The sequence below is a fragment of the Pseudomonas sp. CFBP2511 genome, from assembly GCF_030209255.1.
GTDB lineage: Bacteria > Pseudomonadota > Gammaproteobacteria > Pseudomonadales > Pseudomonadaceae > Aquipseudomonas > Aquipseudomonas avellanae.
Genome location: NZ_JARVSI010000006.1, coordinates 288,419 through 313,868 on the forward strand (window position 1 = coordinate 288,419; position 25,450 = coordinate 313,868).

General features: G+C 58.2%; 23 protein-coding genes. 5 read left to right on the forward strand and 18 right to left on the reverse strand.

Annotated elements, in window-relative coordinates; all coding sequences use genetic code 11:
* Positions 1 to 63 precede the first annotated feature (63 nt).
* Together fabA and fabB are read left to right on the forward strand one after the other, a co-directional pair.
* Positions 64 to 579: a 3-hydroxyacyl-[acyl-carrier-protein] dehydratase FabA gene (gene fabA / locus QRN38_RS06065; protein ID WP_003379759.1), complete on the forward strand. Its 516-nt coding sequence runs from the start codon at positions 64 to 66 to the stop codon at positions 577 to 579.
* Between the two features lie 10 nt (positions 580 to 589).
* The gene (gene fabB / locus QRN38_RS06070; protein ID WP_005769613.1) at positions 590 to 1,813 is read left to right on the forward strand and encodes a beta-ketoacyl-ACP synthase I; all 1,224 of its coding nucleotides are present in this window, start codon (positions 590 to 592) and stop codon (positions 1,811 to 1,813) included.
* A gap of 187 nt (positions 1,814 to 2,000) precedes the next feature.
* On the opposite strand, the gene QRN38_RS06075 is transcribed toward fabB, so the two are convergent.
* Both QRN38_RS06075 and htpG read right to left on the reverse strand, forming a co-directional pair.
* The gene (locus QRN38_RS06075) at positions 2,001 to 2,729 is read right to left on the reverse strand and encodes a dienelactone hydrolase family protein (protein ID WP_005769615.1); all 729 of its coding nucleotides are present in this window, start codon (positions 2,727 to 2,729) and stop codon (positions 2,001 to 2,003) included.
* 90 nt (positions 2,730 to 2,819) lie between these two features.
* Entirely contained in the window at positions 2,820 to 4,727 is a 1,908-nt protein-coding gene (gene htpG / locus QRN38_RS06080; RefSeq protein WP_005769616.1) for a molecular chaperone HtpG, read from the reverse strand.
* Positions 4,728 to 5,040: 313 nt separating this feature from the next.
* Between htpG and QRN38_RS06085 the strand changes: the two genes are divergently transcribed.
* Entirely contained in the window at positions 5,041 to 5,301 is a 261-nt protein-coding gene (locus QRN38_RS06085) for a lipoprotein (RefSeq protein WP_005738079.1), read from the forward strand.
* A 97-nt stretch (positions 5,302 to 5,398) separates the two neighbouring features.
* On the opposite strand, the gene brnQ is transcribed toward QRN38_RS06085, so the two are convergent.
* Entirely contained in the window at positions 5,399 to 6,712 is a 1,314-nt protein-coding gene (gene brnQ, locus QRN38_RS06090) for a branched-chain amino acid transport system II carrier protein (protein ID WP_057418880.1), read from the reverse strand.
* Between the two features lie 301 nt (positions 6,713 to 7,013).
* Here brnQ and QRN38_RS06095 point away from each other — a divergent pair, with 301 nt between their 5' ends.
* Positions 7,014 to 7,589: a GNAT family N-acetyltransferase gene (locus QRN38_RS06095; protein ID WP_005769620.1), complete on the forward strand. Its 576-nt coding sequence runs from the start codon at positions 7,014 to 7,016 to the stop codon at positions 7,587 to 7,589.
* 90 nt (positions 7,590 to 7,679) lie between these two features.
* Here QRN38_RS06095 and sucD read toward each other — a convergent pair whose 3' ends face one another.
* From sucD to sdhC, 9 genes are all read right to left on the reverse strand, one after another.
* Positions 7,680 to 8,561, reverse strand: a complete 882-nt coding sequence (gene sucD / locus QRN38_RS06100) for a succinate--CoA ligase subunit alpha (protein ID WP_005617294.1) — start codon at positions 8,559 to 8,561, stop codon at positions 7,680 to 7,682.
* The gene (gene sucC / locus QRN38_RS06105) at positions 8,561 to 9,727 is read right to left on the reverse strand and encodes an ADP-forming succinate--CoA ligase subunit beta (protein ID WP_002552981.1); all 1,167 of its coding nucleotides are present in this window, start codon (positions 9,725 to 9,727) and stop codon (positions 8,561 to 8,563) included. The genes sucD and sucC overlap by 1 nt, the downstream gene beginning before the upstream one ends.
* A 208-nt stretch (positions 9,728 to 9,935) precedes the next feature.
* A complete protein-coding gene (gene lpdA, locus QRN38_RS06110; protein WP_007244767.1) occupies positions 9,936 to 11,372 on the reverse strand; it encodes a dihydrolipoyl dehydrogenase in 1,437 nt (478 codons plus the stop codon).
* Positions 11,373 to 11,544: 172 nt separating this feature from the next.
* Positions 11,545 to 12,765 carry a 2-oxoglutarate dehydrogenase complex dihydrolipoyllysine-residue succinyltransferase gene (odhB, locus tag QRN38_RS06115; RefSeq protein ID WP_057418881.1) on the reverse strand — a complete coding sequence of 407 codons (1,221 nt, stop codon included), beginning with the start codon at positions 12,763 to 12,765 and terminating at the stop codon, positions 11,545 to 11,547.
* A 41-nt stretch (positions 12,766 to 12,806) separates the two neighbouring features.
* Positions 12,807 to 15,638 carry a 2-oxoglutarate dehydrogenase E1 component gene (locus QRN38_RS06120; RefSeq protein ID WP_005769626.1) on the reverse strand — a complete coding sequence of 944 codons (2,832 nt, stop codon included), beginning with the start codon at positions 15,636 to 15,638 and terminating at the stop codon, positions 12,807 to 12,809.
* Between the two features lie 259 nt (positions 15,639 to 15,897).
* Positions 15,898 to 16,602, reverse strand: a complete 705-nt coding sequence (locus QRN38_RS06125) for a succinate dehydrogenase iron-sulfur subunit (RefSeq protein WP_057418882.1) — start codon at positions 16,600 to 16,602, stop codon at positions 15,898 to 15,900.
* A 12-nt stretch (positions 16,603 to 16,614) separates the two neighbouring features.
* Positions 16,615 to 18,387 carry a succinate dehydrogenase flavoprotein subunit gene (sdhA, locus tag QRN38_RS06130; protein WP_005769628.1) on the reverse strand — a complete coding sequence of 591 codons (1,773 nt, stop codon included), beginning with the start codon at positions 18,385 to 18,387 and terminating at the stop codon, positions 16,615 to 16,617.
* 3 nt (positions 18,388 to 18,390) lie between these two features.
* Positions 18,391 to 18,759, reverse strand: a complete 369-nt coding sequence (gene sdhD / locus QRN38_RS06135; RefSeq protein ID WP_003382006.1) for a succinate dehydrogenase, hydrophobic membrane anchor protein — start codon at positions 18,757 to 18,759, stop codon at positions 18,391 to 18,393.
* Positions 18,753 to 19,127, reverse strand: a complete 375-nt coding sequence (sdhC, locus tag QRN38_RS06140) for a succinate dehydrogenase, cytochrome b556 subunit (protein WP_007244768.1) — start codon at positions 19,125 to 19,127, stop codon at positions 18,753 to 18,755. The genes sdhD and sdhC overlap by 7 nt, the downstream gene beginning before the upstream one ends.
* 363 nt (positions 19,128 to 19,490) lie before the next feature.
* Between sdhC and gltA the strand changes: the two genes are divergently transcribed.
* Entirely contained in the window at positions 19,491 to 20,780 is a 1,290-nt protein-coding gene (gltA, locus tag QRN38_RS06145) for a citrate synthase (RefSeq protein ID WP_007244769.1), read from the forward strand.
* A 69-nt stretch (positions 20,781 to 20,849) separates the two neighbouring features.
* Here gltA and QRN38_RS06150 read toward each other — a convergent pair whose 3' ends face one another.
* From QRN38_RS06150 to QRN38_RS06175, 6 genes are all read right to left on the reverse strand, one after another.
* Complete coding sequence (locus QRN38_RS06150; RefSeq protein ID WP_005769634.1) at positions 20,850 to 21,455, reverse strand: START domain-containing protein; 606 nt, start codon at positions 21,453 to 21,455, stop codon at positions 20,850 to 20,852.
* A 57-nt stretch (positions 21,456 to 21,512) separates the two neighbouring features.
* A complete protein-coding gene (locus QRN38_RS06155; RefSeq protein ID WP_005769636.1) occupies positions 21,513 to 21,770 on the reverse strand; it encodes a YkgJ family cysteine cluster protein in 258 nt (85 codons plus the stop codon).
* Between the two features lie 94 nt (positions 21,771 to 21,864).
* Positions 21,865 to 22,512 (reverse strand): translation initiation factor 2, encoded by a 648-nt coding sequence (locus tag QRN38_RS06160; RefSeq protein ID WP_275576023.1) that lies wholly within the window; start codon positions 22,510 to 22,512, stop codon positions 21,865 to 21,867.
* A gap of 115 nt (positions 22,513 to 22,627) precedes the next feature.
* A complete protein-coding gene (locus QRN38_RS06165; protein WP_003382014.1) occupies positions 22,628 to 24,067 on the reverse strand; it encodes an aminotransferase-like domain-containing protein in 1,440 nt (479 codons plus the stop codon).
* A gap of 217 nt (positions 24,068 to 24,284) precedes the next feature.
* Positions 24,285 to 25,100, reverse strand: a complete 816-nt coding sequence (locus tag QRN38_RS06170) for an OmpA family protein (RefSeq protein ID WP_005769641.1) — start codon at positions 25,098 to 25,100, stop codon at positions 24,285 to 24,287.
* Positions 25,097 to 25,450 carry a DUF4398 domain-containing protein gene (locus QRN38_RS06175; protein ID WP_005769643.1) on the reverse strand — a complete coding sequence of 118 codons (354 nt, stop codon included), beginning with the start codon at positions 25,448 to 25,450 and terminating at the stop codon, positions 25,097 to 25,099. Before QRN38_RS06175 ends, QRN38_RS06170 begins: the two co-directional genes overlap by 4 nt.

Here is a 25,450-nt window from a genome sequence, read left to right on the forward strand (position 1 = left end):
TCAGAACCGGCGTTCGAGCCAGTGGCGCCACAACCTGCCACACAAGATTATTGAGGAGCTCGCATGACCAAACAACACGCCTTTACCCGGGAAGACCTGCTGCGCTGCAGTCGCGGCGAGCTGTTCGGCCCAGGTAATGCGCAACTGCCCGCCCCCAACATGCTGATGGTTGATCGCATCACCCACATCAGCGAAGAAGGCGGCAAGTTCGGCAAAGGTGAATTGGTCGCCGAACTGGATATCAACCCGGACCTGTGGTTCTTTGCCTGCCACTTCGAAGGCGACCCGGTCATGCCCGGCTGCCTGGGCCTGGATGCCATGTGGCAACTGGTCGGTTTCTACCTCGGCTGGCAGGGTAATCCTGGCCGTGGCCGCGCCCTGGGTTCGGGCGAAGTGAAGTTTTTCGGTCAGGTGCTGCCTACTGCCAAAAAAGTCACCTATAACATTCAAATCAAACGCACCATGCGCGGCAAACTGGTCCTGGCAATCGCCGAAGGCACCGTGAGCGTCGATGGTCGCGAAATCTACAGCGCCGAAGGCCTTCGCGTCGGTCTGTTTACTTCCACTGAAAATTTCTAAGGGTACTCGCATGCGCCGCGTCGTTATCACTGGTCTGGGTATTGTTTCCTGCTTGGGCAATGACAAAGAGACCGTCACCGCAAACCTGCGTGCTAACCGCCCTGGCATCCGCTTCAACCCGGAATATGCCGAAATGGGTCTGCGTAGCCAGGTTTCCGGCTCCATCGACCTGAATCTGGAAGAACTGATCGATCGCAAGATCTATCGCTTCGTCGGCCATGCGGCAGCCTATGCCTATCTGGCGATGAAAGATGCCATCACCGACTCCGGCCTGTCCGATGACCAGGTGTCAAACGTTCGTACCGGCCTGATCGCCGGCAGCGGCGGCGCGTCCACCCTCAACCAGATGGAAGCGCTGGACACTCTGCGCGAAAAAGGCGTGAAACGCGTCGGCCCTTACCGTGTCACGCGGACCATGGGCAGCACCGTTTCGGCCTGCCTGGCCACGCCCTTCAAGATCAAGGGAGTGAATTACTCTATCTCGTCTGCCTGCGCCACCAGCGCCCACTGCATCGGCAACGCTGTGGAGCAGATCCAGCTCGGCAAGCAGGACATCGTCTTTGCCGGCGGCGGTGAAGAAGAGCACTGGAGCCAGTCGTTCCTGTTCGACGCGATGGGCGCATTGTCCACCCAGTACAACGAGACACCGGAAAAAGCCTCCCGCGCCTACGACGCCAAGCGTGACGGTTTCGTCATTGCCGGTGGCGGCGGCATGGTGGTAGTCGAGGAGCTGGAACACGCTCTGGCACGTGGCGCGAAGATCTACGCAGAAATCGTGGGCTACGGCGCAACATCCGACGGCTACGACATGGTTGCGCCAAGCGGTGAAGGTGCGATCCGCTGCATGCAGATGGCCCTGGCTGACGTCGACAAGAACGATGTCGACTACATCAACACCCACGGCACCTCGACCCCGGTTGGCGACGCCAAGGAAATGGAAGGCGTGCGAGAAGTGTTCGGCACCAACGCGCCGGCCATCAGCTCTACCAAGAGCCTGTCAGGTCACTCGCTGGGTGCTGCAGGTGTTCACGAAGCGATCTATTGCCTGCTGATGATGGAAAATAACTTCATCGCCGGTTCCGCGAACATCGACGAACTGGACCCGGCCATCGCCGACATGCCGATCCTGCTCAAGACGCGTGAAGACGCCAAGCTTGATCTGGTCATGAGCAACAGCTTCGGTTTCGGCGGCACCAACGCCACGCTGGTACTGAAACGCTGGGCGGGCAAGTAATACTGCTTTTGCCACAAACAAAGAAGGCGCCTTTCGAGGCGCCTTTTTTGTGGTTCGGGCAAAGTAGCTAATGCTCCCAGGTATGCCTGAGGGGAAGATGGATCTTCAGAGCATTTCTCGCTCCTCACGCTCCAGCGTGGGCACGATAGTGTTTTCCAGCACGCCTTAGGGGAAGATAGCTGTTCCTTCAGCCGAACACTTCTTTCAGCAAATCATGCATCGACTTGAACGCGCGGGCCGACACTTTGGCGTCGTACATCATCATGCCTGGCACATTGGCGTGCGGGTCGGTGAATGAGTGGAATGCACCGCCGTGGCTGTGCAGTTGCCAGTCCACGCCAGCGGCGTTCATTTCTTCCTCGAAAGCAGGCAACTGCTCTTTCGGCACCAACGGGTCAGAAGCGCCGTGCAGGACCAGCACCGAGCCCTTGATGTTGCTGGCATCAGCCGGGTTTGGCGTGTCCAGCGTCCCGTGGAACGAGATGGCTGCTTTCAGCTCAGCCCCGGTACGCGCCAGCTCCAGCGAACAGCAGCCGCCGAAGCAGAAACCGAACGTTGCGATTCTGCTCACATCCAGCGACACATCCGCCTGACTCAACAACTGGTCGAGCCCCGCCTGCATGCGCTTGCGCAGCAGGCCACGGTCGTTCTTGAGCGGCGTCATGGCAGCGCCCGCCTCGTCATTGTTACTCGGGCGAAGCTGCTGACCGTAAAGATCCGCCAGCAGCACCACGTAGCCCTTCGCAGCCACAGCCCTGGCAATGTCCTCGGCACCCCGACTGACACCCATCCAGTTAGGCGCCATCAAGAGACCGGGCTGCAGGGCGGTAGCGCTGCTGTCATACACCAGTCGGCTTTCATAAGGCTGACCTTCAATCTGATAGACCACAGAACGGATTTCGATAGTGCTGCTCATTACTGACTCCTGGTCATACGCAAGATGAGAGTGGGTGGTTACTGCCCCCAACAAAAAACCCGCCGAAGCGGGTTTCTTGTCAGTCGGCTATCAAACCGACAGTTCTACCAACAGCTTGTTCAACCGGCGCACATAAGCGGCCGGGTCTTTCAGGCTGTCGCCGGCAGCCAGCGCCGCCTGGTCAAACAGGATGTGCGACAGGTCGCCAAAGCGCTCTTCGCTCTGCTCGGCGTCGAGCTTGCCGATCAGCGGGTGAGCCGGGTTGAATTCGAAGATTGGCTTGGAGTCCGGAACCTTCTGCCCGCTGGCTTCCAGAATCTGACGCATCTGCAAGCCCATGTCCTGCTCACCTATGGCCAGAATCGCTGGAGAATCGGTCAGGCGATGGGAGACTCGCACCTCACTCACAGACTCGCCCAGTGCAGCCTTCAGACGTTCGATCAGGCCTTCTTTGTCCTTGGCAATCTCTTCCTGCGCTTTCTTGTCCTCTTCGGAATCAAGGTTGCCCAGATCAAGGTCGCCACGCGCCACATCGACGAAGTTCTTGCCGTCGAAATCGCTGAGGTAGCTCATCAGCCACTCGTCGATACGGTCGGTCAGCAGCAACACTTCGATGCCCTTCTTGCGGAAGACTTCAAGGTGCGGGCTGTTTCTGACCTGCGCGTAGGATTCGCCAGTAAGGTAGTAGATCTTGTCCTGACCTTCTTTGCCGCGCGCCAGGTAATCGGCCAGAGAAACGCTTTGCTCGCCGCTGTCGTCGGAAGTCGATGCAAAACGTAGCAGACCCGCGATTTTTTCCTTGTTGGCGAAGTCTTCCGCCGGGCCTTCTTTCAGCACCTGACCGAAGTTCTTCCAGAAGCCCTTGTACTGCTCGGGTTCGTTCTTCGCCAGCTTCTCGAGCATGTCCAGCACACGCTTGGTCAGCGCCGATTTCATCGAATCGATGATCGGGTCTTTCTGCAGGATTTCGCGGGACACGTTCAGCGACAGGTCATTGGAATCGACCACGCCCTTGACGAAGCGCATGTACAGCGGCAGGAACGATTCGGCCTGATCCATGACGAACACGCGCTGCACATAGAGCTTCAGGCCGCGCGGTGCTTCGCGCTGATACAGATCGAACGGCGCACGCGCAGGCACGTACAGCAGCGAGGTGTATTCCAGCTTGCCTTCGACCTTGTTATGGCTCCAGCTCAGCGGGTTCTCGTAGTCGTGGGCGACGTGCTTGTAGAACTCCTGATACTCCTCGTCCTTCACCTCGGTGCGAGGGCGTGTCCAGAGTGCGCTGGCGCGGTTGACGGTTTCCCATTCCTGCGCCGGTGCTTCTTCGCCTTCTGCGGCAGGAGCCTGCTCTTTGGGCAGCTCGATCGGCAAGGCGATGTGGTCGGAGTACTTCTTGATGATGTTGCGCAGACGGTAACCGTCCGCGAACTCTTCTTCACCGTTTTTCAGGTGCAGCACGATACGCGTACCGCGCTCGGCCTTGTCGACGTTGGCGACTTCAAACTCGCCTTCGCCTTTGGAGGACCAGTGCACGCCTTCGCTGGAGGGCGAACCGGCGCGGCGGCTGAACACTTCGACCTGGTCAGCAACGATGAATGCCGAGTAGAAGCCCACGCCGAACTGACCGATCAGGTGCGAATCCTTTTTCTGATCGCCCGACAGGTTTTTCATGAAATCAGCGGTGCCGGATTTGGCGATGGTCCCCAGGTGGGTGATCACATCTTCACGGCTCATACCGATGCCGTTGTCTTCAAGGGTAACGGTCTTCGCGTCCTTGTCGAAGCTCACGCGGATCTTCAGCTCGGCGCCGCCTTCCAGCAGCTCAGGCCTGGACAACGCTTCAAAACGCAATTTGTCGACCGCGTCAGACGCGTTCGAGATCAATTCGCGAAGGAAAATTTCCTTGTTGGAATACAGCGAATGGATCATGAGGTGCAGCAGCTGCTTTACCTCGGTCTGGAAGCCCAGGGTTTCCTTTTGAGTTTCCACACTCATAATCATCAAACTCCGATCTGGATGGTATAAGCCGTCACAATCAGGCTAAAGCCTCTATGACAGCGGGTAGTCATCAAGGTGGGGGCTGGGTCAGGGATTTCAAGAGCCAATGATGCCCGACGCGTGTTTCATGCTTGGAATGCGACCGGCGAGGCATTGAACGCTGCTCGTTTGAAACCGGCGCAATGGGGTCAACGTCTTCGGTCTGCCCCCACGATGAAACAGGTGTTTCCAATATTGTCGTCACGGTTGGAACTTAACTCTCGGGGGCAGGCTCTTAGGCACGTGAATACTTAATAAGGAGAAACACCCCATGCGTAAATCTTTAGCCTATGCCTTGATGCTTTCTGCCACCCTGGGCCTCGCCGCCTGTGACAAGAAGTCCGAAAACACCCAACAAGATGCCAACAAGGCAGCTCAGCAGTCCCAGGAGTCGATGGAAAAGGCTCAGGACAAAGTGAATGACGCGGCCAAGGAAAGCCAGGAAGCTGCCCAGAAAAACGCGGAAGCTGCTCAGCAGCGCGCCGCTGAAAACGCCAACAAGGCGCCAGAAGCAGCTCCAGCCACCAAGTAAGGCTGGCCTGCTCGCTGAACTGAAAAGGCCCGCTTCGAGCGGGCCTTTTCATTGACTACGATTTACCCGGCAATCAGCCGGCGCAATACCCGAGCACTCAAGCCAGCGCCTCGCTACGCTTGCCCATGACCCGGTCGATCACCACTGCGCCCGCCAGGGTGATGACCGATGGCACCAGCCACGCAAGCCCCTGATCACTCAGCGGCATACTGGTCAGCGCACCCGGCAGGTACTCACCAAAACCTGCCCCCTTGAGCGCGTCGACAAGGCCGAAAACGAACGACACCAGCATGACTGGCGCGACCACCCTGCCCTGACTCTGCCAGAGGCCTTTGCAGAAGCTCAGCGCGACCAGCACGATGCACGGCGGATAGATCGCTGTCAGCACCGGAATCGAAAACTGGATCAGCCTGGTCAGCCCCAGATTGGACACCAGTAACGAGAACACCGCCAAAATGATCACCAGCGTTCGATAGGACAACGGCAGCACCTTGGCGAAGTATTCCGCACAGGCGCAGGTCAGGCCCACCGCCGTGACCAGACAGGCCAGAGAAATCAGCACGGCAAGAAAGCCGCTGCCCAGCGAACCGAAGGTGTGCTGCACGTAGGCATGCAGGACCGCAGCGCCGTTGCTCGCGCCTGCTGCGACCGCATGACTGCCGGAGCCCAGACGAAACAGGCTGACATACACCAGCGCCAGCCCGACACCGGCAATCAGCCCGGCGATGATCGCGTAGCGAGTGATCAGATGCGGCGACTCGACACCGCGAGAGCGGATGGCATTGACGATGACAATGCCGAAGACCAGCGCACCCAGCGTGTCCATGGTCAGATAGCCATTGATGAAACCCTGAGAAAACGGCGCGATCGCATAAGCCGGCTCGGCCTCGCCTATGCCGCCTGCTGGCAAGGCGAACGCCGCAACCCCCAACACCGCCAGGGCGAAGATCTTGAGTGGTGCCAGAAAGCGCCCGACCGTATCCAGCAAGCGCCCCGGATACAGCGAGACCCAGAACACCACCAGGAAATACACCAGACTGTAGAGGAGCAGCGCCATCGGGCTGTCGCCGGTCAGCGGGGCCAGACCGACTTCAAACGAAACGGTGGCTGTGCGCGGGGTCGCGAACAGCGGACCGACCGCCAGATAGCAGACCGCCGCAAGTGCCCCGCCGGCAATCTTGCCGATCGGGCTGCTCAAAGCATCCATCGCGCCGCCAACCTTGGCCAGGGCGATCACGGTGATCACCGGCAGGCCGACCGCCGTGACCAGAAAACCGAGCGCCGCCATCCACACATGCGGCCCGGCCTGCAGGCCTACGATGGGCGGAAAGATGATGTTGCCAGCCCCGACAAACAGGGCAAATGTCATAAAACCGAGTGCCAGGATGTCCTGGCCTTTCAAGACTTTCATTACGAGGGACCACACGGATTCGAGATGAGGGATGGGACGTCACCCATGAATGAGGTAGACGCAGCCCGTCGGCGTAAGACGTGGCAGTACCTTGCGAAACACCCCTCGTGAGGGCACCGCAAAAACGGCGGACAGGGTAGCCAACTTCGACCAAAAATGCACTGTCTCAGGGCGTATCACCCGACGACGCACCGTTGAACAGCAGTCGAACAAGCTGCCGGATATTCGGAAATATCCGACAGACCCACCGTTGATTGATCGGTAGATTGACGGTCATCTCTGCTGCCAATGACTGATGTCCATGCCCGAAACGAAAACCCGGTCTGTAGCCCTCACCCCGCCCCTGCACACGCCACGTCTGCTCCTGCTGCCACTGCAACTCGAAGACGCGCCCGCCATGCAGAGCCTGTTCAACCACTGGGAGGTCGTGCGCTACCTGACCCATCACGTGCCCTGGCCCTATCCAGAAGGCGAAGCACTGCGCTACCTGCGCGAAGACGCTCTGCCTGCGATGCAGGACGGGGAAGAATGGCATTGGTCGATTCGTCTGCGCAGCCAACAGGACCGCTTGATCGGCAGTGCCTGCATGATGGACGAGCAGGATAACAATCGTGGCTTCTGGCTTTCACCGGCCTATCAGGGGCTGGGGCTGATGTCAGAGGTCTGCGTGGCGATTGATCGCTTCTGGTTTGAAACACTCAAACGCCCTGTTCTGCGCGTGGCCAAGTGCGCCTTGAATGAAGCGTCCTGCCGCCTGTCGCAGCGCGAAGGCATGCGCCTTGTGACCGTTCAGGAATCGCAGTTTGTCTGCGGCACGACGCAGGAACAGCTATGGGAATTGACGCGGGACGAATGGCGGGCAAATAACGGCGGTTAGCCAAGCTGGCCTGGGTATGACTTTTAACTCGCCCAAACAAAAGCCACCCGAAGGTGGCTTTTGTCGATTGCTCGAATCAGTAAGCGAAGCTTACTTGGTCGGCCAACCGGTCAGCTCGGCCAGGGCCTTGCCGATGTCTGCCAGGGAGCGCACGGTTTTTACGCCAGCGTCCTGCAGTGCAGCGAATTTCTCGTCTGCAGTACCTTTACCACCCGAGATGATTGCACCGGCATGGCCCATGCGCTTGCCCGGAGGAGCAGTCACACCAGCGATGTAGGAAACAACCGGCTTGGTCACGTGTGCCTTGATGTAGGCAGCCGCTTCTTCTTCAGCCGAACCGCCGATCTCGCCGATCATGACGATCGCCTCGGTCTGCGGGTCTTCCTGGAACAGTTTCAGGATGTCGATGAAGTTCGAGCCAGGGATCGGGTCACCGCCGATGCCGACGCAGGTGGACTGACCGAAACCGGCGTCAGTGGTCTGCTTCACAGCTTCGTAAGTCAGGGTGCCGGAGCGCGACACGATGCCGACTTTGCCTGGCAAGTGAATGTGACCTGGCATGATGCCGATCTTGCACTCGCCCGGAGTGATGACGCCTGGGCAGTTAGGACCGATCAGGATCACACCCAGTTCGTCACACTTGACCTTGGCTTCGAGCATGTCGATGGTCGGAATGCCTTCGGTGATGCAGACGATCAGCTTGATGCCGCCGAACGCTGCTTCAAGGATGGAATCCTTGCAGAAAGGAGCTGGAACGTAGATAACGCTGGCGGTAGCGCCAGTGGTGTCTACCGCTTCTTTCACAGTGTTGAACACTGGCAGGTTCAGGTGCGTAGTGCCACCCTTGCCTGGCGTCACGCCGCCAACCATTTTAGTGCCGTAGGCAATGGCTTGCTCGGAGTGGAAAGTACCTTGCGAACCAGTGAAACCCTGGCAGATAACCTTGGTGTCTTTATTGATCAGGACGCTCATTACTTGCCCTCCGCGGCTTTGACAACTTGTTGAGCAGCGTCGGTCAGGCTGGTAGCAGCGATGATGTTCAAACCGCTTTCTGCCAGTACTTTAGCGCCCAGTTCAGCGTTGTTGCCTTCAAGGCGCACAACAACCGGGATTTTCACGCCGACTTCTTTCACTGCACCGATGATGCCTTCGGCAATCATGTCGCAACGAACGATGCCGCCGAAGATGTTGACCAGTACTGCGGCGACATTGGTGTCGGACAGAATGATCTTGAACGCTTCGGTAACGCGTTCCTTGGTGGCACCGCCGCCAACGTCAAGAAAGTTTGCAGGCTTGCCGCCATGCAGGTTGACGATGTCCATGGTTCCCATGGCCAGGCCAGCACCATTGACCATGCAGCCGATGTTGCCTTCCAGCGCAACGTAGTTCAGTTCGAACTTGGCAGCGTGAGCTTCGCGAGGATCGTCCTGCGAAGGATCGTGGAAGCCCTTCAGCTTAGGCTGACGGTACATGGCGTTGGCGTCGATGTTGATCTTCGCGTCCAGGCAGTGCAGATCGCCGTCGGCCTTGATCACCAACGGGTTCACTTCCAGCAGAGCCAGGTCATGGTCCTGGAACAGTTTGGCCAGACCAGTGAAGATCTTGGCGAACTGAGTGACCTGCTTGCCTTCCAGACCCAGCTGGAAAGCCAGATCGCGACCCTGGAATGGCTGAGCGCCAACCAGTGGATCGATCGTGGCCTTAAGAATCTTTTCAGGAGTGTCGTGAGCAATCTTCTCGATGTCCACGCCACCTTCGGTGGAAGCCATGAACACGATACGACGGCTGGAACGATCGACCACAGCGCCCAGATACAGCTCTTTGGCGATGTCGGTGCAGGACTCGACCAGGATCTTGGTCACTGGCTGACCGTTGGCGTCAGTCTGGTAAGTCACCAGGCGCTTGCCCAACCACTGTTGAGCGAACGCTGCAGCGTCTTCCTTGCTACGAACCAGCTTTACGCCGCCCGCTTTACCGCGACCACCTGCGTGAACCTGGGCTTTGACGACCCACTCGGTCCCGCCGATCTTGTCGCAGGCTTCTGCTGCTGCTTCCGGGGTGTCTACCGCGTAACCTTTGGATACTGGCAGGCCGTACTCAGCGAACAGCTGCTTACCCTGATACTCGTGAAGATTCATGCTTATTACCGTCTTCGTTTAGGTACTGCGCATTCGGTGCTGCACGTCAGCGTGCCGCACCACCTGTGACCGCTACTCCGGGTGGACCCCGCAAATGCCGTCGGGCACTCGTGAAGCCGCCTGAGAGGTCGAGTCCGGCGCAGATTCCGCGGTAAGCCCTGCTGGCAAGGCTCACGACGGGCACTGCGTCGTGGTTTCTCTTGTTGTCTTAGCGTTTCTTGCGATTCTGAATGTGGATGGCGCCGCCATTCACAGCCAGTGCAGCTTCATGCAGTGCCTCGGACAGAGTCGGGTGCGAGAAGACCATCATGCCGATGTCCTCTGCGCTGCTGCCGAATTCCATCGCGATGGCGCCCTGCTGTACCAGTTCGGCAGCGCTCGGGCCAATAACGTGAACACCCAGAACGCGGTCGGTCTTGGCATCGGCAATGATCTTGACGAAACCACCGGTGTCGTTGGCTGCCATGGCACGGCCGCTGGCTGCGAACGGGAACGTACCGACATTGACTTCAACGCCTTCGGCCTTGAGGGTCTGTTCGGTCTTGCCTACCCACGCGATTTCCGGGTGGGTGTAGATAACCGACGGGATCAGGTTGTAGTTCATCTGGGCCTTGTGACCCTTGATGCGCTCGACAACCATGATGCCCTCTTCCGAGGCCTTGTGCGCCAGCATCAGGCCGCGAACCACGTCACCGATGGCATAGACGCCCGGAACGCTGGTGGTGCAGTAGTCATCGACGTAGATGAAACCGCGCTCGTCGAGGTCGACACCGCTGTCGGAGGCCAACAGGTCGGTGGTCACAGGACGACGTCCGACAGCAACGATCAGACGGTCGAACGTGATCGACTGCTCGCCTGCTGCGTCGGTGTAGCTGACCACCACTTCTTCGCCGTTGACCTTGGAGCCGGTCACACGAGCGCCCAGCTTGATGTCCAGGCCCTGCTTGGTGAAGGTTTTCAGCGCTTCCTTGGAAACGGCTTCGTCAGCGGCCGGGATGAACTTGTCCAGCGCTTCCAGAACAGTGACCTGAGCGCCGAGGCGAGCCCAGACCGAACCCAGTTCCAGACCGATCACGCCTGCGCCGATAACGCCCAGTCGCTGTGGAACCTGTTGGAATTCCAGCGCACCGGTGGAATCAACGATGACTTTCTGATCAACCGGAGCTGGCGGAATATCGATAGGACGCGAGCCCGAAGCAAGGATCACGTGGTCCGCTTCGATGATTTCAACAGTGCCGTCGGCCGCTGTCAGCTCGACTTTCTTGCCGGCCAGCAATTTGCCGTGGCCTTGCAGAGTGGTCACGCCGTTGGCTTTGAACAGACTGGAAACGCCGCCAGTCAGGCCTTTGACGATAGTCGACTTGCGACCGATCATGGCGGGCACGTCGATGGCCACTTCAGATGTCGAAATACCATGCACGGCGAAACCGTTCTTGGCTTCGTAGAATTTCCAGGAGCTGTCGAGCAGCGCCTTGGATGGAATGCAACCTACGTTCAGGCAGGTACCACCGAGGGCCAGTTTGCCCTCCTTGTCCTGGTATTTCTCGATGCAGGCAGTCTTGAGACCAAGTTGCGCTGCCTTGATGGCGGCAACATAGCCGCCAGGGCCTGCGCCAATCACTACCACGTCGAATTTCTGGGACATAACAAAGAGTTCCTCTTTAGCTGCAAGCTTTTAGCTGCAAGCTGCAAGTCAGTCCGCGTTTCAACGCGAGGCCGACTTGCGACCTATTGATTAGGTAAAACACATCAGCCCCGACTGCACGCCCTTTCGCTTCTGACTTGAAGCTGGAAGCTTGCGACTCGAGACTGCCTCATCAGATATCCAGCAACAGACGAGCTGGATCTTCCAGCAGGTTCTTGATGGTAACGAGGAAAGTTACTGCTTCTTTACCATCGATCAAACGGTGATCGTAAGACAGCGCCAGATACATCATCGGGCGAATCACAACCTGACCGTTGACTGCCATCGGGCGTTGCAGAATGTTGTGCATTCCCAAAATTGCAGCCTGTGGCGGGTTGACGATCGGCGTCGACATCATCGAACCGAAAGTACCACCATTGGTGATCGTGAAGGTGCCACCGGTCATCTCATCAATGGACAGCTTACCGTCACGGGCTTTTTTGCCGAAGGTGGCGATGCCGCCTTCGATTTCAGCCAGGCTCATGTGCTCGGCGTTACGCAGAACCGGCACAACCAGGCCGCGATCGCTGGAAACCGCTACACCGACGTCGGCATAACCATGGTAAACGATGTCAGAACCGTCGATCGAAGCGTTGACTGCCGGGAAGCGTTTCAGCGCTTCGGTGGCCGCTTTTACGAAGAAGGACATGAAGCCCAGACGTACGCCATTGTGCGACTTCTCGAACAGGTCCTTGTACTTCGAACGCAGCGCCATGACTTCGGTCATGTCGACTTCGTTGAACGTGGTCAGCATCGCCATGTTCGACTGGGCTTCGACCAGACGCTTGGCAACGGTTGCACGAACGCGGGTCATCGGCACGCGCTTCTCGGTGCGGTCGCCAGCGGCAACGACCGGAGCAGCAGCGGCGGCAGGCTTGGCAGCAGGCGCAGCGGCTGGAGCGGATTTCTTCGCTTCAACGGCAGCAACGATGTCTTCCTTGGTGATACGGCCGTCTTTACCGGTGCCCTTGACGCTGGCCAGGTTGATGCCGTTCTCTTCAGCCAGTTGACGCGCAGCAGGCGCGGCAATCGGGTCTTCTTCGCCAGCGGCAGCCGGTGCAGCGGCAGGTGCCGAAGCAGGCGCAGCAGCGGGTGCTGGAGCAGAAGATGCCGTGGCACCGTCATTCAACGTGCCAAGCACTTCATTGGACAGGACGATAGCGCCCTCTTCCTTGGTGATCGCGCCCATCACGCCATCAGCTTCGGCCAGTACTTCCAGGACAACCTTGTCAGTCTCGATGTCAACCAGCATCTCGTCGCGCTTTACCGCATCACCCTCTTTTTTGTACCACTTGGAAATGGTGCCATCGGCAACGGATTCCGGGAAAGAGGGGGCTTTGATATCGATAGCCATTATCTGTAATTCCTTAATTCGGTTTCTAATGCTCGAAGGCGTTAAACAGTGAAGGCATCGCGCAGGAGTTTTTCCTGCTGCTCAGCGTGCATCGAAGCGTAACCACAGGCTGGTGCGGCAGAAGCATCACGACCGGCGTACTCGAGAACGAGTTCGCGTTTGTGGTTGCCCATGCTGCGACGCAAATGGTGTTGGCTGCTGTACCAGGCACCCTGGTTCATCGGCTCTTCCTGACACCAGACCACATGCTGCAGGTTGGTGTACGGCGCGATGGTTTCCATCAGGTCGTCTTCAGGGAACGGGTACAGCTGCTCGAGACGAACGATAGCGATGTCTTCACGACCTTCGGCACGGCGTTTTTCCAGCAGGTCGTAGTAGACCTTGCCGCTGCACAGCACCAGACGCGTGACCTTGGCCGGATCGAGGGTATCGATTTCCGGAATGACGGTCTGGAACGAGCCTTCGGCCAGATCTTCCAGCGTCGAAACAGCCAGCTTGTGACGCAGCAGCGATTTCGGAGTCAGCACGATCAACGGTTTGCGCAGCGGACGGATGACCTGACGACGCAACAGGTGGTAGATCTGCGCCGGAGTCGTCGGTACGCACACCTGAATGTTGTGCTCTGCGCACAATTGCAGGTAGCGCTCAAGACGTGCCGAAGAGTGCTCCGGCCCTTGGCCTTCGTAGCCGTGAGGCAACAGCATGGTCAGACCGCACAAACGGCCCCACTTGTGTTCACCACTGGTGATGAACTGGTCGACAACCACCTGGGCGCCGTTGGCAAAGTCGCCGAACTGCGCTTCCCAGATAACCAGTGCATCCGGCTGGGTAGTCGAGTAACCGTATTCAAATGCCAGCACGGCCTCTTCCGACAGGAACGAGTCGTACAGGTCGAAACGCGGCTGACCGGCGTACAGATTCTGCAGCGGAATGTACGTCCCGGCGTCTTTCTGGTTGTGCAGCACAGCGTGACGGTGCGAGAACGTACCGCGACCGATGTCCTGGCCTGTCATGCGGATCGGGTGGCCTTCGAACGCCAGCGTGGCGTATGCCATGGTTTCGGCGTAGCCCCAGTTGATCGGCAAGCCACCGGCCTGCATCTTCTGGCGATCTTCGTAGATCTTCTGCACCTGACGCTGCACGACGAAGCCTTCTGGCAACTCCATCAGTTTGGCGGACAGTTCCTGCAGGGTCTTGAGATCGAATCGGGTGTCGTGACGCGCAGTCCAGGCATGGCCCAGATACGGACGCCAGTCGACGAACAATTCCTTGTTCGGCTCCTTGACCAGGCTTTTCACCACGTGCAGGCCGTTGTCCAGCGCGCTGCGGTAGTCATCGACCTTGGCCTGAACGCGGGCTTCATCGAGGACGCCGGTCTTGATCAGATGCTCGGCGTACAGCTCACGGGTGGTGCGCTGCTTGGTGATCTGCTGATACATCAGAGGCTGGGTGCCGCTAGGCTCGTCAGCTTCGTTGTGACCGCGACGGCGGTAGCAGACCAGATCGATGACGATGTCCCGCTTGAACTGCATGCGGTAGTCGATCGCCAACTGGGTGACGAACATCACGGCTTCCGGATCATCACCATTTACATGGAGGATCGGCGCCTGAATCATCTTGGCAACGTCGGTGGCGTACTCGGTGGAACGCGAGTCCAGCGGGTTGCTGATGGTGAAACCGACCTGGTTGTTGATAACGATGTGGATCGTGCCGCCCGTCTTGAAGCCGCGAGTCTGCGACATCTGGAAGGTTTCCATGACCACGCCCTGACCGGCAAAAGCCGCATCGCCGTGGAGGGAAATCGGCAGAACCTTGTCACCGTTCGGATCGTTGCGACGATCCTGACGCGCACGCACTGAACCCTCGACCACCGGAGAAACGATCTCCAGGTGAGACGGGTTGAATGCCATGGCCAGGTGAACTTCACCGCCTGCGGTCATGACGTTGGACGAGAAGCCCTGGTGGTATTTGACGTCACCGGAACCCAGTTCCACTTTTTTCTTGCCTTCGAACTCGTCGAACAGGTCGCGCGGGTTCTTGCCGAAGGTGTTGACCAGTACGTTCAGACGACCACGGTGGGCCATGCCGATCACGACTTCCTTGGTGCCATAGGACCCGGAACGCTGAATCAGCTCGTCGAGCATCGGAATCAGACTTTCGCCGCCTTCCAGACCGAAACGCTTGGTGCCTGGGTATTTGGTGCCCAGGTATTTCTCGAGACCTTCCGCCGCAGTGACACGCTCAAGCAAGTGGCTCTGGATGTCAGCCGAAAACGCCGGACGACCACGAACACTTTCGAGACGCTGCATGAACCAGTTGCGCTGCTCGGAATCCACGATGTGGGTGAACTCGGAGCCTATGGTGCGACAATATGTCTGCTGCAACGCTTCGTGAATTTCGCGTAGGCTCGCTTCCTCTTTGCCGATGAACAAGTCGCCAGCGCGGAAAGTCGTGTCCAGATCGGCATTGGTCAAGCCGTAGTGATTGATCGACAGATCTGCGGGTGCAGGACGCTGCCACAGGCCCAGCGGATCGAGCTGAGCAGCCTGATGGCCACGCATCCGGTACGCCTGGATCAGTCGCAGCACTTCAACCTGCTTCTTTTCGTGCTCGCTGCTCACACTGCCGGCGGACACCGGTTGAGCGCGGCGCTGGTTTTTAGCCAGCAACACGAAATGATCGCGAATAGTCGAATGCGATACATCAGTGGCAGAGCTGCCGTCTGCTGGCAACTTCTGAAAGTAGGTGCGCCATTCTTCTGGCACAGCGTTAGGGTCGTGCAGGTAGAGCTCATAGAGCTCTTCCACATAGGCAGCGTTACCACCGGATAGGTGGGCACTGTTCCACATGCGCTGCATCACGCTTTCTTGCATGCTTGGTCACCCTCGGTAAGGGGACACCACCGGCGAAGACACCAGAGCAATCCTGAAATAGTCGTGTGCAGCGACTGTATCAAGTCACCAGGGATCACGCAGATAGTCCGGGTACCAGCCCGGATGCCCCTGCTGGTCTCATTTCTTCAAAATAAGAGCGGCAGCTTTGCGAGCTACTGCTCAGGTTAAAACTACGGCGCCGGTTGAAGCCTGCGCCGCAGCCACTTCTGTGCAACGGTGTAACAGATAAAGCGATGAATCAGATGCCGCTTTGCAACAACATGTTGCGCACGTGACCGATAGCCTTGGTTGGGTTCAGGCCCTTCGGACATACGTTGACGCAGTTCATGATGCCGCGGCAGCGGAATACGCTGAACGGGTCATCAAGCGAAGCCAGACGCTCGTTGGTGCGGGTGTCACGGCTGTCAGCCAGGAAACGATAGGCTTGCAGCAGTGCAGCTGGACCGAGGAACTTGTCGGGGTTCCACCAGAAGGACGGGCAGGAGGTCGAGCAGCAAGCGCACAAAATGCACTCGTACAGACCATCGAGCTTTTCGCGCTCTTCTGGCGTTTGCAGACGTTCGATGGCCGGAGCCGGCATGTCGTTCTGCAGGAATGGTTTCACCTTCTCGTATTGCTTGTAGAAGATGCTCATATCGACGACCAGGTCACGAATAACCGGCAAACCTGGCAGAGGGCGGACAACCAGCTTGTTCTTGGCGACAACCGCAGACAGCGGCGTGATGCACGCCAGGCCGTTCTTGCCATTGATGTTCATGCCATCGGAGCCGCACACGCCTTCACGGCACGAACGACGGTACGAAAAGCCTTCGTCCTGTTCTTTGACCAGCGCCAGCACGTCCAGCACCATCAGGTCCTTGCCACCGGTATCGACCTGAAACTCCTGCATGAACGGAGCAGCGTCCTGATCAGGGTTGTAACGATAAACACTGACTTGCAACATATCGGTCACCCCTTAATAAGTCCGAATCTTGGGTTCAAACGTCGGGACAGTCTTCGGTGAGAAGTTCACGGCACGCTTGGTCACGCGCTTGTCACCCGGGAAATACAGGGTGTGGCACAACCAGTTCTCGTCATCGCGATCTTCGAAGTCTTCACGGGCGTGAGCGCCGCGGGACTCTTTACGATGCTCTGCGGCGATCGCCGTGGCTTCGGCAACTTCCAGCAGGTTTTGCAGTTCAAGCGCTTCGATACGGGCAGTGTTGAAAGCCTGGCTCTTGTCGTTGATCTTGACGTTGGCGATACGAACGCGCAGGTCAGCCAGTTGGGCAATACCCTTCTGCATGTATTCGCCGGTACGGAACACACCGAAATAGTTCTGCATGCAGCTTTGCAGCTCTTTACGCAGCGTGGCCACGTCTTCGCCGGTGGTGCGCTCGTTCAGGCCGGCAAGGCGTGCGAGAGCAGCATCGATGTCGGACTCGGAAGCGCGGGTGTAGTCGATACCCTCGCTCAGCGCCTTCTCCAGGTGGATACCCGCAGCACGACCGAACACCACCAGGTCGAGCAGCGAGTTGCCGCCCAGACGGTTGGCACCGTGCACCGATACGCAAGCCACTTCGCCCACCGCAAACAGACCCGGGATGATGTGATCGACGCCATCAGCGTCCTGAGTGATCGCCTGACCATGAATGTTGGTGGCAACGCCGCCCATCATGTAGTGGCAGGTTGGAACTACCGGAATCGGCGCTGTTGCAGGGTCTACGTGGGCAAACGTCTTGGACAGCTCCATGATGCCTGGCAGGCGGCTGTGCAACACTTCTTCACCCAGGTGATCGAGCTTGAGCATTACATGGTCGCCATCCGGACCACAGCCGTTACCGGCAATGATTTCCTTGACCATGGAACGCGCGACCACGTCACGACCGGCAAGGTCCTTGGCGTTCGGAGCATAACGCTCCATGAAACGCTCGCCGTGCTTGTTGATCAGGTAACCGCCTTCACCACGGCAGCCTTCGGTAACCAGTACACCTGCGCCGGCAATGCCGGTCGGGTGGAACTGCCACATCTCGATGTCCTGAACCGGGACACCGGCACGCAGTGCCATGCCGATACCGTCACCGGTATTGATCAGGGCGTTGGTGGTGGACGAGTAGATACGCCCTGCACCGCCGGTTGCCAGCACGGTGGCGTTGGCACGGATGTAAGAGGTTTCGCCGGTTTCAATGCAGATGGCGATGATGCCGACAAAGGCGCCATCCTGATTCTTGACCAGATCCACACCGTAGTATTCGTTGAGGAATACGGTGCCGGCCTTGAGGTTGGCCTGATACAGGGTATGCAGCAGTGCGTGACCGGTACGGTCGGCAGCAGCACAGGTACGTGCAGCCTGACCACCCTTGCCGAAGTCCTTGGACTGACCACCGAACGGACGCTGATAGATGCGACCCTGCTCGGTACGAGAGAACGGCAGACCCATGTGCTCGAGTTCGAAAACGGCTTCCGGGCCTACGGAACACATGTATTCGATAGCGTCCTGGTCGCCGATGTAGTCGGAACCCTTGACGGTATCGTACATGTGCCAGCGCCAGTCATCGTTAGGATCGGCAGAGGCGATTGCGCAGGTGATGCCACCCTGTGCGGAAACGGTGTGCGAGCGGGTCGGGAACACCTTGGTGACCACGGCAGTCTTGTGACCGCCCTGGGCGAGCTGCAGGGCAGCGCGCATGCCGGCACCGCCACCACCAATGATGATGGCGTCGAAGGAAAGCGAGTTTATATTAGCCATGAATCAGATACCCCAAAGAATCTGCACACCCCAGACGAAGTAGGCGAACATCAGAACGCCGCATACCGCCTGAAACAGAAAACGTACCGCAGTGGCGGACTTGCCCAGCGCCATCGGCGTCAGGTAGTCGGTCGCGATGGTCCACATGCCGACCCAGGCGTGAGCGCCAAGGGCAACGAGGGCCAGCAGACTGAAGATACGCATCCCGTTGTGTGCGAACAGATCATGCCATTGGGCGTAGCTCAGACCCGGATGAAAGACCATGTACCCGATCAGGAATATGAAATAAGCCGCGAGCACGACCGCAGATACACGCTGGGCCATCCAGTCGTAGAGGCCCGAACGCGAAAGGTTGGTGACGTTGGTTACCATATCCATACTCCCGCCAGAAGAATCAGTACCACGGAAACCGCGATAACGATTTTGGAGCCCAGCTTGCCGCCCTCGAGCGTCTCGCCTACCCCGGTGTCCATGATCAGGTGACGGATACCGGCCACCATGTGATACAGCAGGGCAGACAGAAGCCCCCAGATGATCAGCTTGGCCAGCGGGCTGGTCAGACACGCCTTGACTTCACCAAAGCCTTCTTCGGACGCCAGCGACTTGTCCATTGCATACAGCATGATTGCAATACCGACAAAGAGGATGACACCGGAGACGCGGTGGAGAATGGACGTGTAAGCGGTGACTGGGAGCTTGATGGTCCTTAGGTCTAGATTTACAGGTCGTTGGCTATTCACGGCTTTTTTTCACACTGAAGAGCCCCTAACAATCAGGGCAAGTTGTTGGGAAGTGCACTGGTCAGGTACCCACCACCCAGGAAGTGACGACCCCCTTGAAACAGGCCAAAAAGCCTCTGGCGGTCGGACGTCGAGTATAGACAGTTAGGTCGCTAATGACAACGCGCAGACTTACCGCCAATAGCGCATTGCTTTGCCAGCACAAAAGGCGTAAACGGCAGGAAATGCCCTGAAAAATTTCACGGCCCGGGCCTTGTGGAACACGACTTTAGGCAAATTGACTTTAGAATTTATCTCACTATAGTGATGCGGGCCCTGCGTGGGGGGCCTGTCTGATGATTTGAAGCATAAATAGGAGGCCACATGGCTGACAAAAAAGCGCAGTTGATCATCGAGGGCGCTGCCCCCGTCGAGCTGCCAATACTGACCGGTACAGTGGGTCCGGACGTGATCGACGTACGCGGTCTGACCGCCACCGGCCGCTTCACATTTGACCCTGGCTTCATGTCCACGGCCTCTTGCGAGTCGAAGATCACCTACATTGATGGTGACAACGGAATTCTGCTGCACCGCGGCTACCCGATCGAACAACTGGCCGAGCAGTCCGATTACCTCGAGACCTGCTACCTGTTGCTCAACGGCGAGCTGCCAACCGCCGAACAGAAAGCCCAGTTCGTGGCCGTGGTCAAGAACCACACGATGGTTCACGAACAACTCAAGACCTTCTTCAACGGCTTTCGCCGTGACGCCCACCCGATGGCCGTCATGTGCGGTGTAGTCGGCGCCCTGTCGGCGTTCTACCACGATTCGCTCGACATCAATAACCCGCAGCACCGCGAAATTTCGGCTGTACGCCTGGTCGCCAAGATGCCGACCCTGGCAGCGATGGTCTACAAGTACTCCATGGGCCAACCCATGATGTACCCGCGCAACGACCTCAGCTACGCCGAAAACTTCCTGCATATGATGTTCAACACGCCGTGCGAGATCAAACCGATCAGCCCGGTGCTGGCCAAGGCGATGGACAAGATCTTTATCCTTCACGCCGATCACGAGCAGAACGCGTCGACCTCTACCGTGCGCATGGCAGGCTCCTCGGGTGCCAACCCGTTCGCCTGTATCGCAGCCGGTATCGCGGCACTCTGGGGCCCGGCTCACGGCGGCGCCAACGAAGCCGTGCTGACCATGCTCGATGAAATCGGCGACGTGTCGAACATCGATACATTCATAGCCAAAGCCAAGGACAAGAACGATCCGTTCAAGCTCATGGGCTTCGGTCACCGGGTCTACAAGAACCGTGACCCACGCGCGACCGTGATGAAGCAGACCTGCGACGAAGTACTCAAGGAACTGGGCATCAAAAACGATCCTCAGCTCGAGCTGGCCATGCGTCTTGAAGAGATCGCCCTGACCGACCCGTACTTCATCGAGCGCTCGCTGTACCCGAACGTTGACTTCTACTCGGGCATCATCCTCAAGGCTATCGGCATCCCGACCAGCATGTTCACCGTGATCTTCGCCCTGGCGCGGACCGTCGGCTGGATCTCGCACTGGAAAGAAATGCTCTCCAGCCCTTACAAGATCGGTCGCCCGCGCCAGCTCTACACCGGCAACGTGCAACGCGACATCGTTGCATTGAAAGACCGCAAGTAAGCGACACGACGCAAAAAACAAGGGCTGCCACTGGCAGCCCTTTTTTGCACCCCTCAAAAAGGCCGCAGATTACTGCGCAGCCCGCTCCCTGAGCGCTTTCAACGTATTGAATGGCGCATCGACAACAAACTTGTTGGCGATCATCGAGGGCACACTGCCGCCCGGCTCGGTATGCACCTGATACGTCACTTCGGTCTGATTGGGGCCTTTGGGCACCATTTTCCAGAAGCCCTTGACCTCGCTCACGCGCACAAAGCCCTTTTCCTCGGGAATGTACCTGGGCTGCTCTTCGAGATTGCGGGTAATACTCCCGTCAGCGCCCTCTTGGGTGGTAATCAGCAATACCGAGTCGCGAGGGGTTACCGGCCAGGGTGTATTGAACTGGCTGTAGGTCCAGGTCTTGTCGCCTTCATGCTTGAGCACTTTCTGCAATTTACACTCATGAATCCAGGCACAGGCGCCCGCGACGTCTTCCTGAAGCGCGCGCAGCTTGCTTACGCTGGCGTTGATCACGGCAATGCCCTGATAAGCCTTGTAGTCGGAGCCCGGCACCTCACTCAGCGAAACCTTGATTCCGTCTTCGTTCCTGGCCACCTTCCAGTCTTCAGCCTGCACTGCCCCGACAACCATGACAGTCAACCCACAAGCAACAACCATGCGATACAGCGAACTCATTGTTTTATTCCTTGTTTTTGAAGTGCCGACAAAGCGCTCGCGCTCACTGATTCCGTTTCAAGCCACCGCAGTAGCCTTTTCCCACCAGCCGATAAGACGAATGGCGTCTGCCTGATCGACACCGCAGACATCTTCCGCCGCCTTGAACTGGCTGCAGACCGCAGGACGCTCGGCCTTGCCGAACAATGCACACAGAAGCCCGACCGACAGGTGCAGACAGCGCTCCCCTGCCGGCTTTCCGTGAGGCATACCCGGTATGGGAGACGTGATGGATGGCGCTATGCAACACGCACCACAATCGGAACGGCAGTCCATGACCAGACACCTGACTGAAAAGTTGACAAAGAAGAGACGATATTAACCGTCAAAACGTTTGTTTGAAAATGCCGTATCGGACGATAGGCAGGGCTTACTGCTTGAATTTGAAATCCAGCGCAGCGCCTTCGACGTCGCGACGGTTGTCATTGCGCATCTGCAACTGCATTTCATTGGTCAGCAGCCGACCTTCAAGCTCGAAGGGGCCAGGGTTGGCCGAGTCGCCTTTGTCACTGAACATCTGCGGCAATATTGGCTTGCGCTTGCTGGTGATCACATTGGCAGGCGGGGCCAGTTCCTTGACCAGCTCGGGAGGCAGGCTCAAGTCCAGCCTGGGCGACTTGATTCGCACATCCTTGGCCTTCGCCGCTTTTGCTTCCTTGGCCTTCTGACGCTTGTCGGCGGGCGCCTTGACAGCAACGACCTTTGACAAAGGCTTTTCAGAATCGGTCGTCGTGGCCTTGCCGGAATGAGCTGCCGAGGGTTCGGATTTCTCCTTGCCCACCACGACCGGAACAACCGGAACGCCCGGCATCAACTGATGCACTGTATCCGGTGCCTTGATCTGCCGGGCATCAGTGGCCACTGCCTCTACAGGCGCCTCGGTTTTCAAGTGAACCTCGGGGGAGACCGGCGCAGTGATAACCGCCTCGACCTTGGGCTTGGGCACAGACGATTTCTGAGCGTCACAACCACTCAGAAGCACGACGACAATCAACCCCAGACAGCGAAAAACATTCATAGGCAAAGAATCAGGCAAGACAGTGGCAAAAAGCCGGGAAGGAATACATGCTGTCCTTTTGAGGCCAACCTGACAAGGCAAGAGTTCAAAACAACTGACAAAAAATCTTTACAACTCAGTACACCTGTATCGCTTCCTGACACAACTGCTTGGCCAACATACCCAGCGTCATCAGCGCGCGCTCAGCCTCTTTGTTCCACGGCATGCCGCAATTGAGGCGAATGCAGTGGTTGAACTGCTCGGTGTTACTGAAGATCAGCCCCGGCGCGATGCTGATGCCCTGCTCCAGCGCACGCACATGCAGCTCCTGGGTATTGACGCGCCCCGGCAGACTGACCCACAAGATAAACCCGCCCGCAGGACGACTCATCTGCGTGCCCTCAGGAAAGAACTGCTGCACCGCCAGTTGGTAGGCGCTCATGTTCTTGCGGTATTCCAGGCGAATGAAGCGCAGATGCCGGTCATAGCCGCCGTTTTCAAGGTAGGCAGCTACGGCCATTTGCGTGACGCTGCAAGCCGAGTGAGTGCTGAAAGTCTGCAGACGCTGAATTTCAGCCTGGTATTTGCCCGCGATTGTCCAGCCGATACGCACACCGGGCGATAGCGTTTTGGAGAAGCTCGAGCAATAAATCACCCTGCCCAGCCGATCAAACGCCTTGAGTGCCTTGGTTCGTCCGACCTCGAACATCAGCTCGCCGTAGACATCGTCTTCAACCACCTGAATATCAAAATCCGAGGCCAGCCGCAGCAGGTTCTTCTGGCGCTCCTCAGGCATGGTGCCGCCCAGCGGGTTGCTCAGCCGCGAGGTCAGCACCAGAGCCTTGATCGACCACTGATTGGCCGCCAACTGCAGGGCCTCCAGGCTGATGCCGGTGGCCGGGTCGCTGGGGATCTCGATGACTTTCAGGCCCAGCAGATCGGCGAGTTGCAGCAAGCCGTAATAGGCCGGCGACTCGGCAGCGATCAGATCGCCAGGCCGGGTCAGCACACGCAGGGTCATTTGCAACGCATCCACACAGCCGTGAGTAATCACCACTTCGGATGGATCAACCACTACCCCCGCGTCGCGCATACGGATGGCAACCTGCCTGCGCAGTGGCTCGAAGCCCGGACTGAACATGTAACTGAACGCACGCGGACTGTGAAAGCGCGTCACTTTCGCAAGCTGCTGATGCAGGGCGCGTACCGGCAGGTAATCCACATGAGGCACCGCTGCGCCCAGGGCGAACACGCCTTCGCGTCGCGACTCTTCAAGCACCTGCTGGATAATGCTGCTGCGCGTGACCAGCCCTGGCCGCTCGACCCGCGCGATGTCCGGCGTCGAAGCCGTCAACGCAGGGGTCTGGTGAACGTAGTAACCCGACTGCGGACGCGCCCTGATCAAGCCCTGATCCTCAAGGTTCGCATAGGCCTGCAACACGGTTGCATGGCTGACATTGAGCTGCGAGCTCATTTTGCGAACAGAAGGCACACGCTCACCGGGCTGGTACACACCACGACGGATGTCTTCAGCCAGTTGTTGAGCGATACGTTGATAGAGCAAAAGGTTGGTCATGACACAGCCTCGAAAAGACCGGCGATTTATTGTTTTTAAAAATACAGATGGGTAATAACCGGCTCAGTACAGAAGTGTACGGGAACAGTTTGCGTTCAAGCCAGCGATCACAGAGGCTGCGCGAAAATAAACGCGGCCAAAAACGCCATATTCAAAGTGTTTAAAGCCAAAAAAGCCCGAGGCCGTTTCCGGCGTCGGGCTTTTTTGGCCATTAGCGTTAACGAGCAGCGCCTAAATGACCTTTTTCGTCAGAAAAAACGATTTCGACACGGCGATTCTGTGCACGCCCTCGTTCGGACGCATTGGCATCGACCGGAAACTGCTGACCATAGCCTTCGACCTGAATGCGTTTATCGTCGACACCCAGGTCCATCAGAACATCGGCAACTGCTTGCGCACGGTCCTTCGACAGGGTCAGATTGTCCTCACGGTCGCCGGTGCTGTCGGTGTAGCCCTCGATCCTGACCACGCGCCGCGGATTGATCTGCAAAAACTGCACAACCTTGAGAATGGTGCGACTGGCCGAGCTTTTCAGTTCGGCATGCCCGGCGTCGAAAAGCACGTCACCCAGCGTCATGACCAGCCCGCGATCGGTCTGGGTGGTGGCCAGACTGAGGATCTGGTCTTCCAGCCAGCGCCCCTGCTGCTGAGCGCTGGCCAGCTTGGCTTCGCGCAACGCCAGCTGCATGCGCTGGCGCTCCATGTCCATTTTAGCCAGACGCTCCTGACTCAGCATGAGGTTGCTGTGCTCGCGGGCGATTTCGCTGTAGCGACTGCTGAGGTAGGCGTAGTGGCTGACATCGGCGCCACTGCCCAGATAGCTGGACAAGCGCTCGGCGCGAGCCAGCGATTCACCCGCGCGAATCACATCCTTGGGCGCGCTGCGCAGCACGTCGGTGTCTTCCTTGACCTTCTGGAAGTCGGCACTGGCCTGTTGCAGGGCCTGCGCGCTGTCCTGATGACCGGCACAGCCGTAAAGACCCGCCGAACCCAGCAACAGGCACACGCTCAACACACGTGGAATACGGTTCATTGCGCCTCCCCCAGCTGCTTGCGCAAGCGATTGAGACGGGTATTCAACTGATTGACCTGTTCCTGACTCTTGAGCGTGAGCACTCGCGCCTCTGCCAGCCGCGCATCCAGCTCGGCCTGCTCGGCCTTCATGCGCGCATCGCGGTAAGCGTGTGTAGTCATGGACGCACGCGCTTCGGCGAAGCGGGCCAGCGCTATTTCCATCTCGGGCTGATCTTCCGTTGCGCCGACCGCCTTGGCCTGCTGCAGTGCCTGCTCGGTCAGTTTGAATTGCTCGCTCGGAACGGGATCGCTGGCGCAGCCGGCCAGCGTGGCGATTGCCATGACAGCCATTGAAAAACGAATACTCAC